Source organism: Sphaerisporangium sp. NPDC088356 (assembly GCF_040685555.1).
Taxonomy (GTDB): Bacteria; Actinomycetota; Actinomycetes; order Streptosporangiales; family Streptosporangiaceae; genus Sphaerisporangium.
Genome location: NZ_JBFBIK010000112.1, coordinates 8,919 through 23,886, shown reverse-complemented (window position 1 = coordinate 23,886; position 14,968 = coordinate 8,919). Strand labels below are relative to the sequence as shown.

At 73.4% G+C, this 14,968-nt stretch carries 16 protein-coding genes and 1 riboswitch; of the genes, 12 read left to right on the top strand and 4 right to left on the bottom strand.

What is annotated here, in order from left to right:
* From AB0O34_RS29685 to alc, 9 genes are all read left to right on the top strand, one after another.
* The coding region (locus AB0O34_RS29685) for a 2-oxo-4-hydroxy-4-carboxy-5-ureidoimidazoline decarboxylase (protein ID WP_363920974.1) at nucleotides 1-422 on the top strand (422 nt) is incomplete at its 5' end.
* Nucleotides 423-465: 43 nt separating this feature from the next.
* A complete protein-coding gene (uraH, locus tag AB0O34_RS29680; protein ID WP_363920972.1) occupies nucleotides 466-789 on the top strand; it encodes a hydroxyisourate hydrolase in 324 nt (107 codons plus the stop codon).
* 2 nt (nucleotides 790-791) lie between these two features.
* Nucleotides 792-1,670 (top strand): factor-independent urate hydroxylase, encoded by an 879-nt coding sequence (gene pucL / locus AB0O34_RS29675; RefSeq protein WP_363920970.1) that lies wholly within the window; start codon nucleotides 792-794, stop codon nucleotides 1,668-1,670.
* Between the two features lie 10 nt (nucleotides 1,671-1,680).
* Nucleotides 1,681-2,556, top strand: a complete 876-nt coding sequence (locus tag AB0O34_RS29670; RefSeq protein ID WP_363920968.1) for an FAD binding domain-containing protein — start codon at nucleotides 1,681-1,683, stop codon at nucleotides 2,554-2,556.
* Nucleotides 2,547-3,020, top strand: a complete 474-nt coding sequence (locus AB0O34_RS29665; protein WP_363920966.1) for a (2Fe-2S)-binding protein — start codon at nucleotides 2,547-2,549, stop codon at nucleotides 3,018-3,020. The genes AB0O34_RS29670 and AB0O34_RS29665 overlap by 10 nt, the downstream gene beginning before the upstream one ends.
* A 2-nt stretch (nucleotides 3,021-3,022) precedes the next feature.
* A complete protein-coding gene (locus tag AB0O34_RS29660; protein ID WP_363920980.1) occupies nucleotides 3,023-4,402 on the top strand; it encodes an 8-oxoguanine deaminase in 1,380 nt (459 codons plus the stop codon).
* A gap of 61 nt (nucleotides 4,403-4,463) precedes the next feature.
* Nucleotides 4,464-5,612, top strand: coding sequence for a glycerate kinase (locus AB0O34_RS29655; RefSeq protein WP_363920964.1), 1,149 nt, complete (start codon nucleotides 4,464-4,466; stop codon nucleotides 5,610-5,612).
* A 33-nt stretch (nucleotides 5,613-5,645) separates the two neighbouring features.
* Complete coding sequence (gene allB / locus AB0O34_RS29650) at nucleotides 5,646-6,944, top strand: allantoinase AllB (RefSeq protein WP_363920962.1); 1,299 nt, start codon at nucleotides 5,646-5,648, stop codon at nucleotides 6,942-6,944.
* 33 nt (nucleotides 6,945-6,977) lie between these two features.
* On the top strand, nucleotides 6,978-7,952 hold the full coding sequence (alc, locus tag AB0O34_RS29645) for an allantoicase (RefSeq protein ID WP_363920960.1): 975 nt from the start codon (nucleotides 6,978-6,980) through the stop codon (nucleotides 7,950-7,952).
* A 39-nt stretch (nucleotides 7,953-7,991) separates the two neighbouring features.
* Here the strand turns inward: alc and pknB are convergent, their stop codons facing one another.
* From pknB to thiO, 4 genes are all read right to left on the bottom strand, one after another.
* Nucleotides 7,992-9,917 carry a Stk1 family PASTA domain-containing Ser/Thr kinase gene (pknB, locus tag AB0O34_RS29640; RefSeq protein WP_363920958.1) on the bottom strand — a complete coding sequence of 642 codons (1,926 nt, stop codon included), beginning with the start codon at nucleotides 9,915-9,917 and terminating at the stop codon, nucleotides 7,992-7,994.
* 73 nt (nucleotides 9,918-9,990) lie between these two features.
* Nucleotides 9,991-10,779, bottom strand: a complete 789-nt coding sequence (locus tag AB0O34_RS29635; protein ID WP_363920978.1) for a thiazole synthase — start codon at nucleotides 10,777-10,779, stop codon at nucleotides 9,991-9,993.
* A gap of 52 nt (nucleotides 10,780-10,831) precedes the next feature.
* A complete protein-coding gene (gene thiS / locus AB0O34_RS29630) occupies nucleotides 10,832-11,032 on the bottom strand; it encodes a sulfur carrier protein ThiS (protein WP_363920956.1) in 201 nt (66 codons plus the stop codon).
* The gene (gene thiO / locus AB0O34_RS29625) at nucleotides 11,029-12,399 is read right to left on the bottom strand and encodes a glycine oxidase ThiO (protein ID WP_363920976.1); all 1,371 of its coding nucleotides are present in this window, start codon (nucleotides 12,397-12,399) and stop codon (nucleotides 11,029-11,031) included. Before thiO ends, thiS begins: the two co-directional genes overlap by 4 nt.
* Nucleotides 12,400-12,512, bottom strand: a riboswitch (TPP riboswitch). It lies immediately after the preceding gene.
* Between the two features lie 138 nt (nucleotides 12,513-12,650).
* Between thiO and AB0O34_RS29620 the strand changes: the two genes are divergently transcribed.
* From AB0O34_RS29620 to thiE, 3 genes are read left to right on the top strand one after another with little or no spacing between them, the layout of a single operon-like run.
* Nucleotides 12,651-13,820, top strand: coding sequence for an FAD-dependent oxidoreductase (locus AB0O34_RS29620; RefSeq protein ID WP_363920954.1), 1,170 nt, complete (start codon nucleotides 12,651-12,653; stop codon nucleotides 13,818-13,820).
* A gap of 49 nt (nucleotides 13,821-13,869) precedes the next feature.
* Complete coding sequence (locus AB0O34_RS29615) at nucleotides 13,870-14,244, top strand: Rv2175c family DNA-binding protein (protein ID WP_363920952.1); 375 nt, start codon at nucleotides 13,870-13,872, stop codon at nucleotides 14,242-14,244.
* The gene (gene thiE / locus AB0O34_RS29610; RefSeq protein WP_363920950.1) at nucleotides 14,222-14,860 is read left to right on the top strand and encodes a thiamine phosphate synthase; all 639 of its coding nucleotides are present in this window, start codon (nucleotides 14,222-14,224) and stop codon (nucleotides 14,858-14,860) included. The genes AB0O34_RS29615 and thiE overlap by 23 nt, the downstream gene beginning before the upstream one ends.
* Nucleotides 14,861-14,968: the final 108 nt, after the last annotated feature.

Genomic DNA, 14,968 nt, shown 5'->3' with positions numbered 1-14,968 from the left:
GGCCGTACGACGACGTCGCGCGAGCCGTCGCCACGGCCGAGGCGGCGGTCAAGGACCTGAGCTGGCCCGAGGTGCTGGAGGCGCTCACCGCTCATCCCCGCATCGGCGAGCGGATGCGGGGGAGCGGCAGAGAGTCGCTCTGGTCGAGGCTGGAGCAGGCCGGGGTGGGCGGGTCGAGTCACGAGACGCGCGGTGAGCTGCTCAGGGGAAACATGATGTACGAGGAGCGGTTCGGGCACGTGTACCTGATCTGTGCCACGGGCCTGCCGGGGGAGGAGATGCTCGACCGCCTCAGGGACCGCCTGCGCAACGACCAGGACACCGAGCGGGCCGTCGTGCGGGAGGAGCTCGCCAAGATCACGTGCCTGCGGGTGAATAAGCTCCTCGCGGAGGGCGAGAACAGGGGCGAGGAGAGCGCATGACCCCGTCCAGGTCTGCTACCGGCGTCCACGCAGAGGAGGAGACGTGAGCCTGTCCACCCACGTGCTGGACTCCGGCAACGGCCGGCCGGCGGAGGGCGTGGCCGTGAGCCTGCGCCAGGGAGACCGCCTGGTCGGGAAGGGCGTGACCGACGAGGACGGCCGCCTGCGCGACTGGCTGCCCGAGGGGGAGCCGGGCCGGGGCGTGCATCGCCTGGTCTTCGAGACCGGCGCCTACTTCGCCCGGTCGGGCGTGACGGCGTTCTACCCGGAGGTCGTCGTGACCTTCGCCGTCGACGACCCGGAGGCGCACTATCACGTGCCGCTGCTGCTGAGCCCGTTCGCCTACTCGACCTACCGAGGGAGCTAGCGATGACCGTCGTCCTCGGACCCAACCGCTATGGCAAGGCGGAGACCCGCGTCGTCCGCGTCACCCGCGACGGCGAGGTCCACCACCTCAAGGACTGCAACGTCTCCATCTCGCTCGCCGGGGACATGGAGGACGTGCACAGGAGTGGCGGCAACGCCGCCGTGCTGCCGACCGACTCGCAGAAGAACACGGTCTACGCCTTCGCCAAGAAGCACGGCATCGGGCAGATCGAGGAGTTCGCCCTCCTGCTCGCCCGGCACTTCGTCGGCTCCCAGCCCACGATCCACCACGCCCGGGTGGAGGTGGAGGAGTACTCCTGGGAGCGCCGGGGGCCGCATTCGTTCGTGCGGTCGGGCACCGAGACGCGCACGTGCGTCGTCCACCACGACCGGGACGGCACCTCCACGGTGGTGTCCGGCCTGCGCGATCTCGTCGTGCTCAACTCGACGGGCTCGGAGTTCCACGGGTTCATCCAGGACGAGTACACCACGCTCCCTCCGGCCACCGACCGCGTCCTCGCCACCGCCGTGACCGCGCGCTGGCGCCATGCCGCGCCGCCCGATGATCTCAGCAATTCATACGATTTCGGGAAATCGTATGATGAAGTGCGGGGATGCCTGCTGGAAGCGTTCGCCGACACCTACAGCCTGTCCCTGCAGCAGACGCTCTTCGCCATGGGATCCCGCGTGCTGGCCACCCGCGACGAGGTCTGCGAGGTGCGGCTGGAACTGCCGAACAAGCACCACTTCCTGGTGGACCTCGCTCCCTTCGGCCTGGACAACGACAACGAGGTCTACTTCGCCGCCGATCGCCCGTACGGGCTGATCGAGGGCGCCGTGCTCCACGACGACGCGCCGGCCGCGGGCCCGGCCTGGGACTAGGGGAGTACCGATGGAATTCCTGCGACCGACCACCTGGAGCGAGGCGCTGGCCGCCAAGGCGGCCGTTCCGGACGCGGTGCCCATCCAGGGCGGCACCGACGTGATGGTGGAGATCAACTTCGACGTGCGCCGCCCTGTGGCGCTGCTGGACCTCAACCAGGTCACCGATCTCGCAGACTGGGAGCTCATGCTCGACGGACGGCTCCGCGTCGGCGCCGGCGTGCCGTACGCGCGGATCATCTCCGAGCTGGGGGACAGCCTCCCGGGCCTGGCCCAGGCCTCCCGCACGGTCGGCTCCCCGCAGATCCGCAACCGGGGGTCGGTCGGCGGCAACCTCGGCGCCGCCTCCCCGGCGGGCGACAGCCACCCGCCCCTGCTCGCCGGCGACGCGGTGATCGAGGTCGAGTCCGCGGCGCGGGGAACGCGCATGATCCCCGCCGCCGAGTTCTACCTCGGGGTGAAGCGCAGCGCGCTGGAGCCCGACGAGCTGATCCGCGCCTTTTGGATGGCGCCCGCCGAAGGCCCCCAGTACTTCTCCAAGGTCGGCACCCGCAACGCCATGGTCATCGCCGTGTGCTCCTTCGCCATTGCGCTGCACCCCGGGGAGCGCCGGGCGGGCACCGGGGTGGGCTCGGCCGCCCCGACCCCGCGCCGCGCCGTCGCCGCGGAGGAGTTCCTCGCGGCCGAGCTCGACTGGACCGGGTCCGCCGCCCTCGGCGCCGCGCTGCTGGCCCGGTTCGGCGAGCTGGCGGCCCAGGCGGCCTCACCCATCGACGACGTGCGGGGCACCGCCGACTACCGCCGCCACGCGGTCGCGGTGATGGCCCGTCGCACGCTGACCTGGGCCTGGAACGACTACCGCGAGAAGGTGGCGGCATGCGCGTGAACTTCACCGTCAACGGAAGGCCGGAGGCGGTCGACGGCGTCTGGGAGGGCGAGAGCCTGCTCTATGTCCTTCGGGAGCGGGTCGGCCTCCCCGGCGCCAAGAACGCCTGCGAGCAGGGCGAATGCGGCTCATGCACCGTCTACCTCGACGGCCGGCCAGTGTGCGCGTGCCTGGTCGCCGCGGGCCAGGCCGAGGGGCGCGAGGTGCGCACGGTCGAGGGGCTGGCCGAGGGGGACCGGCTCGACCCGATCCAGGAGGCCTTCGTCGAGTGCGGCGCCGTGCAGTGCGGCTTCTGCACGCCGGGCCTGCTGGTCCAGGCGCACGACCTGATCGAGCGCAACGCCGAGCCCACCGACGCCGAGATCCGCGAGGCCCTGGCGGGCAACCTGTGCCGGTGCACCGGGTACGAGAAGATCCTCGACGCGGTGCGGCTCGCCGCCGCCAGGAAGGCCGAGGTGGCGTGACGGTGGGCACCCTCATCGAGAACGTCGCGATCGCCCCGGTGGTCGGACCCGAGATCGGCCGAGGCTACATCCACGTCGAGGACGGCCGCATCGCCGCTCTCGGCGCGGGCCCGGCCCCCGACGTCCCCGGCGCCACCCGCGTCGACGGCACCGGCTGCCTGGCGACCCCCGGCCTGGTCAACACCCACCACCACCTCTACCAGTGGGCCTCCCAGGGCGTCGCCCAGGACGCCACGCTGTTCGAGTGGCTCAAGGCGCTCTACCAGGTGTGGGCCGCCATGGACGCCGAGGTCGTGAAGGGCGCGGCGACCGCCGGGCTCGGCTGGCTCGTGCTGTCGGGCTGCACCACGACCACCGACCACCACTACATCTTCCCCAAGGGCAGGGGCGACCTGTTCGCCGCCGAGATCGAGGCGGCCCGCGACCTCGGGCTCCGCTTCCACCCGTGCCGGGGGTCGATGGACCGGGGCGTCTCGCGGGGCGGCCTGCCCCCCGACGAGGTCGTCGAGGGGCTGGAGGAGATCCTCGCCGCCACCGCCGAGGCCGTCGACGCCTACCACGACCCCTCTCCGGGCTCCATGCTCCGGGTCGCCGTCGCGCCGTGCTCGCCGTTCTCGGTCAGCGCCGAGCTCATGACCGAGGCGGCGGCGCTCGCCCGCGACAAGGGCGTGCGCCTCCACACCCACCTGTGCGAGACGATCGACGAGGAGGAGCACTGCCTTGCGCAGATGGGCTGCACCCCGGTCGACTACATGGACAAGCTCGGCTGGCTCGGCCCCGACGTCTGGGTGGCCCACGCCGTCCACCTCCACGATCGCGACATCCGGCGCTTCGCCGACACCGGAACCGGCTCGGCCCACTGTCCGAGCTCCAACGGCCGCCTCGGGGCGGGCATCGCCCGCGTCTCCGAGATGCTGCGTGCCGGGGCCGTCGTCGGCCTCGGCGTCGACGGCAGCGCCTCCAGCGAGCTCACGCCCCTCGCGGGCGAGATGCGGCAGGCCCTGCTGTCCCAGCGCGCGATGTACGGGCCGGCGGCGCTCACCGCCCGCCAGGCGCTCGAGATGGGCACCCTGGGCGGCGCCCGGTGCCTCGGGCGGCAGGACGAGATCGGCTCGCTGGAGCCCGGGAAGCTGGCCGACATCGTCCTGTGGCGGGTCGACGGCTTCGCGGCCGCGGTCGAGGACCCGGTGTGCGCGCTGGTCTTCGGCGCGACGCCGCCCGTGGCCCGCGTGCTCGTCGGAGGCCGGACGGTGGTGGAGGACGGCGAGCTGCGCACCGTGTCGCACGACGCCGCGGGGCGGGCCGGCGCCGACGCCCACCGCCGCCTGGCCCGGCTCGCCGCCGACAAGGGATTCAGCGTGAACAAGGAGGTCGGCGCGTGAGGTCGGGACATGTGCCCTCGAACGTCCTGATGTCAGGGCATGCCCGCCCGGAGGTCCGCGCGTGACGCCGGGGCACGTGCTGGTCGCGCCGGACAAGTTCAAGGGCTCGCTCAGCGCCGTCGAGGTCGCCGGCCGGGTGGCGGCGGGCCTGCGCGCCGCCCAGCCGGACGTGACGGTCGTGACCATGCCCGTCGCCGACGGCGGGGACGGCACCGTGGAGGCCGCCGTCGCCTGCGGGTTCCACCGTGTCGAGGCCCTCGTGTCCGGCCCCACCGGCGAGCCGGTGACCGCCGCGTACGGCTTCCTGGACGGTGTGGCGGTGGTCGAGCTCGCCGAGGCGTCCGGACTGCACCGGCTCCCGGGCGGGCGGCTCGCGCCGCTGACGGCAGGGAGCGACGGCACCGGCGACCTGATCGCGGCGGCCCTGCGCCAGGGCCCCCGGGAGGTGGTGCTCGGCCTCGGCGGCAGCGCGTGCACCGACGGCGGCTCCGGCATGATGCGCGCGCTCGGCGTGCGCCTGCTGGACGCGCGCGGCCGCGACCTGCCCCCGGGAGGCGGAGCCCTGGCCGGCCTGCACTCGCTGGACCTCTCGGGGTTCACAAGGCCCGCCGGCACGGCGTTCGTCGTCGCCAGCGACGTGGACAACCCGCTGCTCGGCCCCGAGGGCGCGGCGGCGGTCTACGGCCCCCAAAAGGGGGCGGGCCCGGACGAGCTGCCGAGGCTGGAGGAGGGCCTGGCCCGCTGGGCCGAGATCGCCGAGCGCGACCTCGGCGTACGGGCGCGCGACACCCCGGGCGCGGGGGCGGCGGGTGGCGTCGGGTTCGCGGCCATGGCGTTCCTCGGCGCCGGGATCAGGCCCGGCATCCGCCTCCTGCTCGACCTGCTCGGTTTCTCCGCCCGGCTCTCCGGCGCGCGGCTCGTGATCACGGGGGAGGGCTCGCTCGACGGCCAGACCCTGCGCGGCAAGGCCCCGGCGGGGGTGGCGTCGGCCGCCGCCGAGGCGGGGGTGCCCGTGGTCGCCGTGTGCGGCCGGCGCGCGCTGACCGGCGAGCAACTGCGCGCGGCGGGCATCCAGGCGGCGTTCGCGCTGACCGACATCGAGGACGACGTGCTGCGGTGCATGCGAGAGGCCGGTCCGCTCCTGGAGCGGCTCGCCGCCAACCTGGCCGCCGAATGGCTTCCCCAGTCACCCGTCCACGCCCATGACTGATCACCCGGTGATGCGATGCCCGGACGGAGGCCTGTGAGCGACTTCGAACTGGTGGTGAGGTCCCGGCGGGCGGTGCTGCCCGGCGGCGAGCGCCCGCTGGCGGTGGCCGTGCGGGACGGCGCGATCGCGGCGCTCCTGCCCTACGACGACCCGGCGCCCGCGGCCGAACAGGTCGATCTCGGCGAGGTGTGCCTGCTGCCCGGCCTGGTGGACACCCACGTCCACGTCAACGAGCCCGGCCGCACCGAGTGGGAGGGGTTCGCCACCGCCACCAGGGCGGCGGCGGCCGGAGGCGTGACGACGATCGTCGACATGCCGCTCAACTCGCTGCCGCCGACCGTGAACGCCGGTGCTCTCGCGGTAAAGCGGGCGGCGGCGGCCGGTCAGTGCGCCGTCGACGTCGGCTTCTGGGGCGGCGCGATCCCAGGGAACGCGTCCGAGCTGCGCGCGCTGCACGAGGCGGGTGTGTACGGCTTCAAGTGCTTCCTGTCGCCGTCCGGGGTGGAGGAGTTCCCGCCGCTGGACGCCGGCGGCCTGCGTACGGCGCTGCGCGAGGTGGCCGCCTTCGACGGGCTCATGGTGGTGCACGCGGAGGACCCCGCGCTGCTCACCGAGCCGCTCGGTCCGACATATCCGGAATTTCTTGACTCGCGGCCGGGGGAGTCTGAGCGCCGGGCCGTCGAGCGGGTCATCGCCGTCGCCCGCGAGACCGGCGCGCGCGTCCACATCCTGCACGTGTCCTCGGCCTCCTGCCTCGAACCGCTGGACGCCGCCCAGCGTGACGGGGTGCCGATCACCGCCGAGACCTGCCCCCACTACCTCACGCTCACCGCCGGGCAGGTGCGCGGACCCGAGTACAAGTGCTGCCCCCCGATCAGGGACGGGGGCAACCGCGACGAGCTGTGGAAGGGCCTGGCGGCGGGCGTGATCAGCTGCGTCGTGTCCGACCACTCGCCGTCGACCCCCGATCTGAAGGTGCCCGACTTCGCCGCCGCCTGGGGAGGGATCTCCTCGCTGCAGATCGGCCTGCCCGCCGTGTGGACCGAGGCCCGTTCGCGCGGGTACGGGCTGCCGCGCGTCGTCGACTGGATGTCCGCGCGACCGGCGGCGCTGGCCGGGCTGTCCGCCAAGGGCGGCATCGCCGTGGGCGGGGACGCCGACCTGGTGGCCTTCGACGACACGGCCGAGTTCACCGTCGATGCCCGGGACCTGCGCCACCGCAACCCGGTGACCCCGTACCACGGCCGCACGCTGACCGGGGTGGTACGCACCACCTGGCTGCGCGGCCGGGCCGTGACCGACACCGTCCCACCCTTTGGAGTGCTTCTTTGAACGACCTTCACCCGATCCCCGCGGGCGGTGCCGGTGAGTGACGTCACGCGCCTGCCCGACCTGGCGCTGCGTACGTGCGGCGGCTCCGTCGTGGCGGCGAGCGACGAGTCCTTCGCCGAGCGGCAGGCGCTGATCAGGCCGGGCGCCCCCGCGTTCCAGCCCGGCACCTTCGGCGCCAGAGGCCAGGTCTACGACGGCTGGGAGACCCGGCGGCGGCGCGAGCCCGGCCACGACTGGGCGATGGTGCGGCTCGGCATGCCCGGCGTCATCAGGGGCGTGGTGGTCGACACCGCGTGGTTCACCGGCAACTACCCGCCCTTCGCCTCCGTGGAGGCGTGCGAGGTCGACGGCTACCCCTCGGTGGCCGAGCTCCAGGAGGCCGAGTGGGTGGAGATCGTGCCGAAGAGCCCCCTGGGCGGGGACGCCTCGCACGAGTTCACCGTCGGCGACGGCCGCCGGTTCACCCACGTACGGCTGAACATCTTCCCCGACGGCGGGGTCTCGCGGCTGCGCGTCCACGGCGAGGTGGTGCCCGGCCTCGCGCTGTACGAGGGCATGACCGTGGACCTCGCCGCCCTGGAGAACGGCGCCGTGGTCACCGGCTGCTCGGACGAGTTCTACTCCTCGCCGGCGAACGTCATCGCCCCCGGGCTGCCCCGGCACCAGGCCGAGGGATGGGAGACGGCCCGCCGCCGCGACGGCGGCAACGACTGGCTGGTCGTACGGCTGGCGGTGCCGGGCGTCGCGCGCGTCGCCGAGCTGGACACCACCAACCTGGTGTACAACGCCCCGGGCGCGGCCTGCCTGATGGGCGCGGACGTCCGCGGCGGGCCGCCGGGGGAGGACGCCGAGTGGTTCGAGCTGCTTCCCCGCACCCGGCTCCAGCCGGACACCCGCCACAGGTTCCGCCTGCCCGGTGACCGAGTGGCGACGCACGTACGCCTCGACATCTACCCCGACGGCGGGATGGGCCGCCTCCGCCTCCACGGCACGCCTCACGGCCGGTAGGACGGCTCCCTCACTCCGAGAGACCGCCCGAGCGCGGGGTCAGTGCCAGATCGTGATGCGGGTGCCCGCCGGGGCCTGGCCCAAAGGGTTCTCGGCGACCACCGAGCCCGCGCCCGCGATCCTGCGCACCCGCACCTTGAAACCGGCCGCGCGGAGCTCGCGGGTGGCGTCCCCGACGTTCTTGAACCGGACGTCGGGGATGGCCACCAGCGCCTGGCCCGGCTGGACGTTGTCGGGGTTCTCCCAGGGCCAGTGGAAGCCGGTGTCCGGCCCCTTGGAGCAGGTGAGCTGCACGCCCTGCCCTGCCGTGACCTCGGCGCGCGCGGCCGGGTCCTGGGCGATGATCGTACCCGGCTGGGCGTTGTCGGTCTGCTGCACGATCGTGGGGTTGAACCCCTTCTGCCGCAGGAACGCCTCGGCCTGGTCGCACTGCATCTCGCTGACGTCGGGCATGAGCTGCCCGGCGCTCAGCACGAGCTGCACCCGGCTGCCCTCCTTGACCTTGGTGCCGACCTGCGGGTTCGTACGCAGCACGAGGCCGCGCTGCACGGTGTCGCTGGGCACCCGGCTGACGGTGCCTGCGGTGAGGCCGGCGTCGGAGATCTTGGCCCGGGCATCGGCCTCGGACAGGTTGACGACGTTCGGCACCGCGATCTTGACGGGTCCGGCGGAGGGGATCAGCGTGATCCTCGACTGGGCGAGCACTTCCTTGCCCGGCTCGGGGTCGGTGCGCAGGACCTTGTCCTCGGCCACTTCCTTGTCGTGCTCGGGCGTACCGATCTTGACCTCGAAGCCCTGCTTCTCGGCCTCGGACTTGGCGATCGTGACGTTCAGCCCGGCCAGGTCGGGGATCTTGGTGTAGCGGCCCTCGGAGAACCACCAGCCCGTGCCCCCGATCGCGCCGATCATCAAGATCGCCAGCGCGACGATGAACCAGTTGGGCCGGAAACCCGAGCGCTTCGGGCGTTCGGCCACCGCGGCCCTGACCGCCGGGGCGGTGAGCATCTCGGTCTGCGAGTGGATCAGGGTCGGGTTCGCGGGCGGGGCGCCCATCTGGTGCGCGGCCGCCGGCCCCGGGGCGGCGGCCCCGGTGGGCGGGCGCTGCGGTCCCATGTCGCGCGGCAGCACGCGGTGGGCGTCCACGGCCGCGACGAGCAGCGCGGTGGCGTCGGCCGGCCGCCGGTTCTGGTCGCGGTCGGTCGCCGAGAGCACCAGCGTGTCGAGCACGGGCGGGATGTCCCCCGCCAGCGAGGACGGCGCGGGCACCCGGTCGTGGACGTGCCTGTAGGCCACCGACATGGGGTTGTCGCCCTGGTAGGGCTGGTGCCCGGTCAGCAGCTCGAACAGCATGACCCCGGCGGCGTAGACGTCGCTGCGCGCGTCGGCGACCCCTGCGGTGACCTGCTCGGGCGACATGTAGGCGATCGTGCCGATCATGACGCCGGTGCGGGTCTGGTTGCCCGCCTCGATGGCCCGGGCCAGCCCGAAGTCGACGACCTTGACCCGGCCGTCGTCGGTCAGCAGGACGTTCTCGGGCTTGACGTCCCGGTGGACCATGCCCGCCTGGTGGGCCGCGCCGAGCGCGGCCAGCACCGGGATCATGATCTCCAGGGCCTCGCGGGCCGGCAGGCGCTTCCTCTCGCGGAGCACGTCGCGCAGGGTGCGCCCCGGGACGTACTCCATCGAGAGGTAGACGTGGTCTCCGTCGGTGCCCTGGTCGAAGACGTGCACCACGTTGGGGTGCGACAGGCTGGCCACCGACTTGGCCTCGCCGATGAATCGCCGCACGAAGTCGGGGTCCTCGGCCAGCGATCGGTGCATCACCTTCAGAGCCACCGTGCGGTCGAGCCGGATGTCCAGGGCCAGGTAGACGGCGGCCATGCCACCCCGGGCGATCCGGGACTCAACGCGATAGCGCCCGTCCAGCAGCCGCCCTACAAGGGGGTCCGCAACCGTCGTGTCCACGGGAGTGAGTTTACGGGCGGTTTGCCAGGGGCAGGGCAAGCACATCCCAAACCGATGCCGACATGTTTTCCCGTCACGAAGGGGTTGATGGCTCTGCGCCGGCCGGTTCGATGGCCGGCGAGGACGCCTCAGCGTACCGGCGGCGGGGGATCCTGCCCGCTAGGCGCGCCCTGCGGCCCGCGGTGACGGCGTCCCGCATCGCCGCCGCCATCAGTCCCGGCCTGCGGGCCCGCGTCACCGCGCTGGCGAGCAGGACGGCGTCGCATCCGAGCTCCATCGCCAGGGCCGCGTCGCTCGCCGTGCCGATGCCGGCGTCCAGGATGACGGGAACGCCCGCCGCCTCCACGATGAGCTCGATGTTGTGCGGGTTGCGGATCCCGAGCCCCGAGCCGATGGGCGCGCCCAGGGGCATCACGGCCGCGCACCCCGCCTGCTCCAGCCGCCGCGCGAGCGCCGGGTCGTCCCCGATGTAGGGCAGCACCACGAACCCGTCGGCCACCAGCCGCTCGGCCGCGTCGAAGGTCTCGATCGGGTCCGGCAGCAGGGTGCGCTCGTCGTTGATGACCTCCAGCTTCACCCAGTCGGTGCCGAGCGCCTCGCGGGCCAGCCGCGCGGTCAGCACCGCCTCGCCTGCCGTGAAGCAGCCCGCGGTGTTGGGCAGCACCCGCACGCCCCGGTCGCGCAGGACGTCGAGCACCGACCCCCTGGAGGCCGGGTCCAGCCGCCGCATGGCTACCGTGGTGATCTCGGTGCCGGACGCGGCCAGCGCCTGGTCCAGCACCTCCAGGGACGGGGCGCCGCCCGTTCCCATGATCAGACGCGAGCCGAACTTCTCGCCGCCGAGGATCAGCGTGTCGTCCATGGGGTCCGCGTCCCGCTCGCCGGCGACTCTGATGGGGGTCTCCTCGCGCTCGTCAGCCACCCTGCACCGCCGTCAGGACCTCGACGCGGTCGTTCTCGCCGAGCGGGGTCGACTGCCACGCGCCCCGCCGTACGACCTCGTCGTTCAGCGCGACCGCGACCCCGGCCACGGCCGAGGTCAGCGTCTGTATGGCCTGCGCCACGGTGGTCCCGGGGGGCAGGTCGTGGGGGGCGCCGTTGATCGTCACTCTCATCGCGCTTCCGGGGCGGCAGACCCCGGCCGGCCGCCGGGGTAGGAGCCCCGTTCCTCCTTCGTCCATCGGTGGGGGTCGGTGGTGTCCTGGTGCCGTGCCCCGCCGAACCGCAGGGGCGAGCAGATCGCCGTGAAGGACGGGCCGGGCCGTCCCGCCGGATCGTGGCAGGGAGGCAGGACGGGGCCGAGGTCGTCGCCCAGGGCCAGTTCCCCGGCGACGAGATCGGCGGTCAGGGGAGAGAGCAGGACGCCGCCACGGTGGTGGCCGGTGGCCAGCACGAGCCCCGCCAGGGCCGTCCGCCCGATGACCGGGAGGTTGTCGGGGGTCCCCGGACGCAGGCCGGCGGACAGGTCGGTCACCTCCAGCTCGGTGATGCCCGGTACGAGCTCGCGCGCGTCGCGCAGCAGCTCCCACAGGGCCCCGGCGGTCACGCGGGTGTCGAACCCCATCTCCTCCTGCGTGGCGCCGAGCACGATCTCCCCGTCGCCGCGCGGCACCATGTACGCGCTGGACCCGTGGACCACCCCGCGCACGCAGCGGCCGAGGAACCCCGGAGCGCCGCGCAGCCGCATGATCTGGCCCTTGACCGGGCGCACCGGCGGCAGGACCTCCGGGGGCAGGCCGTCCAACGATCCCGACCACGCCCCGGCGGCCAGGACGACCCGGTCCGCGGCGATCGCCCCGCCTCGCGCCAGCCGTACCCCGCGCACCGCGTCACCCTCGACGGCGAAGCCCGTGACGCGGTCGGCCACCACGCCGACGCCCCGCCGCGACAGCGCGGCGAGCAGCGCGGCCGTCACCCGGCGCGGATCCACCCAGGCGTCTCCCGGCGCGAGGACGCCGCCACGGACCGAAGGGGCGAGCATCGGCTCGGCGCGGCGGCACTCGCGTCCCGTCAGGCGTTCCACCGGGAGCGACAGCTTCTCCATGAAGCCGGCCAGCTCGCCGAGCGCCGCGAGGTCGTCCGCGCCGAAGGCGACGTCCAGGGTGCCGTCGGTGCGGTGGTCGACGTCCATCCCCGCCTCGCCGGACAGCTCGGCGGCGAAGCCGGGCCACAGGGCGAGGGACGCGAGGCCCAGCCGCAGCAGGGGCTCCTCGGTGTAGGTGACCTCGCTCACCGGGGCGAGCATCCCGGCCGCCGCGTGTGAGGCGCCCGACCCGGGCGCCGGGTCGACCACGGTCACGGCGTGCCCGCGCTGGGCGGCGCGCCAGGCGACCGACAGGCCGACCACGCCCCCGCCCACGACGATCACGTCCGCGTGCGGCGCCTTCCCGTACGGCCCGCCGGTGCGCGGCGCCTCGGACGGTGGGCCGGAGTGTGGCGTCTTTTCGGCCGACGGCACCACGACATCTCGCACATTCGGCATGTCCACCAAGGTCCCGCTCCCTTCGCCGGCATGATCCGGATCAGGTCTCTAGCGGTCGAGGGCCGTGAGCCCTCCTCTCAGCCCGGTCTCGCCGGACTCCCGCGCGTGCTGACGGCACCAGCCTATTCCTGCCTCCATACGGCTTGCGCACCCGCTTGAGTGTTCTCATCACTGGCTGTGTGCGATAGTGAGCCAATTCGTTACCAAATCGCCGTTGGCGAGTTACCCGGCTGGCCGCTTAGGGTCAGGATGTGAATCATGTCGTGGTGGTCGGAGCCGGACTGGCCGGCGTACGGAGTGTCGAGGCGCTGCGGGCGCGCGGTTACCGAGGGCGCGTCACTCTGGTCGGAGATGAGAACCATCGCCCCTACGATCGTCCACCCTTGTCGAAGGCCGTGCTGCTCGGCGACCTGGACTCCACGGTCGTCGACTCCGACCTCGGCGCCCTCGACGTCGACCTGCGCACCAGCGTGTCGGCCAAGGGCCTGCGCCAGGGCGCGCTCGAGACCACAGAGGGCGAGCTCGAGTACGACGGCCTGATCATCGCCACCGGCGCCTCGCCCATCAGGCTGCGCGGCGAGGGCACCCAGCACGTGCTCCGCACCATCGACGACGCCCTCGCCCTGCGCGAACTGCTGGTCCCCAAGGCCCACGTGGTGGTCGTCGGCGCGGGCTGGATCGGCGCCGAGGTCGCCACGGCGGCGCGCCGCGCCGGGTGCGCGGTGACCGTCGTCGAGGCCGCCCAGTCGCCGCTCGCCGTAGCCCTCGGCACCGAGGTCGGCGGGCGCACCGTGCCCTGGTACGCCGAGGCCGGCATCGACCTCAGGCTCGGCACGATGGTCGGCTCGGTCGACCCGGGCGGCCTGACCATGATGGACGGCTCATGGATCCCCGCCGACGTGGTGGTGACCGGCGTCGGCGTGCGCCCCACCGTCGGGTGGCTCGCGGGCTCCGGCGTCGAGATCGACAACGGCGTCTTGGTCGACGAGCACCTGCGCACCTCGATGGAGGGCATCGTGGCGGTCGGCGACTGCGCGAACTGGTGGTCGCGCCGCTTCGGCCGCCGCATGCGGGTCGAGCACTGGGACACCGCGCTGAACGCCCCCGAGACCGCGGTGGCCACGCTCCTCGGCGAGACCGCCGTCTACGACCCGGTTCCCTATTTCTGGTCCGAGCAGTTCGGCCGCATGCTGCAGTACGCCGGCCACCACGACGGCGCCCGGCTGGTCCTGCGCGGCGACCCGGCGACCGACCGCAAGTGGGCGGCGTGCTGGCTGACCGACGACCACCGGCTGGCCGCTATCCTTACGGTCGACCGTCCCCGTGACCTGGTGCAGGGCCGCCGCATCGTCGAGGGCGGGCAAAGGCTCGATGTGGATCGCGCGATGGACCCCTCGGTACCCTTGCGCGACTGCTTGTGACCCCCTGCGGGGTGTTTGAGAAGAGGCGCGACGTGGTAGTTGTGGTTCCGTGACGCTTTCTGTTGCGCAGATCGACCGGGAAACCGACCAGTTGGTGGGAGAGTGGCTCCCCCTCACGGAAGTGGGCAGGCGGCTCGGGCTGAGTGCCGGGCGTGCCAAGCAGCTTCTCAAGGACAAAAGGCTCATCGGTGTCCGGCGGGGCGGCTCCGAGCCCGAGGTCCCCGCCGCCTTCATCGCCGCGGACGACGTGGTGAAGGGCCTGCCAGGCACGTTGACGGTCCTGTCCGACGCGGGCTACGACGACGTCGAGGCCCTGCGGTGGCTGTTCACCGCCGACGACTCCCTGCCGGGGGCTCCGATCGACGCGATCGCCGCGGGCCGCCACACCGAGGTGAAGAGGCGTGCCCAGGCGCTCGGTTTCTGACACCAGGCTCTACCTCTGCACCGACGGGCGCCGCCGCCAGGGCGACCTCGACCAGTTCCTCGACGCCGTCCTCGCGGGCGGCGTGGACATCGTCCAGTTGCGCGAGAAGGGCCTGGAGGCCCGCGAGGAGCTCGCGCTCCTTGAGGTGTTCCGCGCTGCCTGCGACAGGCACGGGGCCCTGCTCGCGGTCAACGACAGGGCCGACATCGCCTACGCCGCGCGCCCCGACGTGCTGCACCTCGGGCAGGACGACCTTCCCGTGGCCGTGGCGCGCCAGATGCTCGGGCCGGACATCCTGATCGGGCGGTCCACCCACAGCGACGCGGAGGCCACCGCGGCGGCGGTCGAGGAAGGCGTCGACTACTTCTGCTGCGGGCCGGTCTGGCCGACGCCGACCAAGCCCGGGCGCTTCGCGCCGGGGCCCGGCCTGCTGAAGCACGCCGCGGGGCTGCGCACCGACCGGCCCTGGTTCGGCATCGGCGGCATCGACCTCGCCACGCTGGACGAGGTCATGTCGTACGGCGTGACGCGCGTCGTGGTCGTGCGGGCCATCACCGAGGCCGACGACCCGGGCGCCGCCGCCGCCGAGTTCGCCCGCCGCCTCTCCGCGCCCTGACCCGGGCCCGGCTCCGGTAGTTCGGGTCCGCGGTAGTTCGGGTCCGCGGTGGCTCGGGTCCGCGGTAGTTCGGGTCCGCGGTGGCTCGGGTCCGCGGTAGTTCGGGTC

Excerpts from the sequence above, each read along its gene's own strand:
- pucL (WP_363920970.1), top strand. The coding sequence starts at position 792 with ATGACCGTCGTCCTCGGACCCAACCGCTATGGCAAGGCGGAGACCCGC.
- AB0O34_RS29670 (WP_363920968.1), top strand. The coding sequence starts at position 1,681 with ATGGAATTCCTGCGACCGACCACCTGGAGCGAGGCGCTGGCCGCCAAG.
- AB0O34_RS29665 (WP_363920966.1), top strand. The coding sequence starts at position 2,547 with ATGCGCGTGAACTTCACCGTCAACGGAAGGCCGGAGGCGGTCGACGGC.
- AB0O34_RS29635 (WP_363920978.1), bottom strand. The coding sequence starts at position 10,779 with ATGGACGACACGCTGATCCTCGGCGGCGAGAAGTTCGGCTCGCGTCTG.
- thiS (WP_363920956.1), bottom strand. The coding sequence starts at position 11,032 with ATGAGAGTGACGATCAACGGCGCCCCCCACGACCTGCCCCCCGGGACC.
- thiO (WP_363920976.1), bottom strand. The coding sequence starts at position 12,399 with ATGCCGAATGTGCGAGATGTCGTGGTGCCGTCGGCCGAAAAGACGCCA.